Origin of the sequence: Mycobacterium sp. E3298, assembly GCF_001666895.1 — a bacterium.
Classification (GTDB): domain Bacteria; phylum Actinomycetota; class Actinomycetes; order Mycobacteriales; family Mycobacteriaceae; genus Mycobacterium.
This window is the reverse complement of sequence record NZ_LZJB01000155.1, coordinates 1-515: the sequence shown is the minus strand read 5'-3', so window position 1 is coordinate 515 and position 515 is coordinate 1. Positions and strand designations below refer to the sequence as shown.

Genomic DNA, 515 nt, shown 5'->3' with positions numbered 1-515 from the left:
AGAGGTCTACGACCGCTACATGAAGTACCTGACCGGCTGCGAGGACTTCTTCCGCAAGGGCATCAGCAATGTGGGCCAGTTCACCCTCGTGAAGTAGGCGGCGAGGAGCTGGGGGTCGTTCCGCTACTTTTGCAGCGTGAACTGGTCGACGTCGGTGTAACCCTGGCGGAACAGCTTCGCGCAACCGGTCAGGTACTTCATGTAGCGGTCGTAGACCTCTTGCGACTGGATCGCGATGGCCGCGTCCTTGTTGGCCGCCAGGTTTGCCGCCCATATATTGAGAGTCCGCTCGTAGTGCTCACCCACTACGCGCGCACCCTGGAGACGTGGGCGGCCGCCCTCGAGGCGAACCGCGACGAGGCCATCGCCATCCAGTCGCAAGAGATCTACGACCGCTACATGAAGTACCTGACCGGTTGCGCGAAGCTGTTCCGCCAGGGCCCACATTGCTGATGCCCTTGCGGAAGAAGTCCTCGCAGCCGGTCAGGTACTTCATGTAGCGGTCGTAGACCTCT

The 515-nt window shown here is 61.2% G+C and carries 3 pseudogenes; 2 read left to right on the top strand and 1 reads right to left on the bottom strand.

The annotated features are described in order from the left end of the window. Positions 1 to 97 (top strand): annotated as a pseudogene (locus A9X05_RS30915) (class I SAM-dependent methyltransferase); the annotation flags it as partial. Positions 98 to 123: 26 nt separating this feature from the next. Here the strand turns inward: A9X05_RS30915 and A9X05_RS07160 are convergent. After that, positions 124 to 297: pseudogene (locus A9X05_RS07160) on the bottom strand (class I SAM-dependent methyltransferase); the annotation flags it as partial. A gap of 6 nt (positions 298 to 303) precedes the next feature. Between A9X05_RS07160 and A9X05_RS29480 the strand changes: the two are divergent. Further along, a pseudogene (locus A9X05_RS29480) lies at positions 304 to 453 on the top strand (class I SAM-dependent methyltransferase); the annotation flags it as partial. Between the last annotated feature and the right edge of the window lie 62 nt (positions 454 to 515).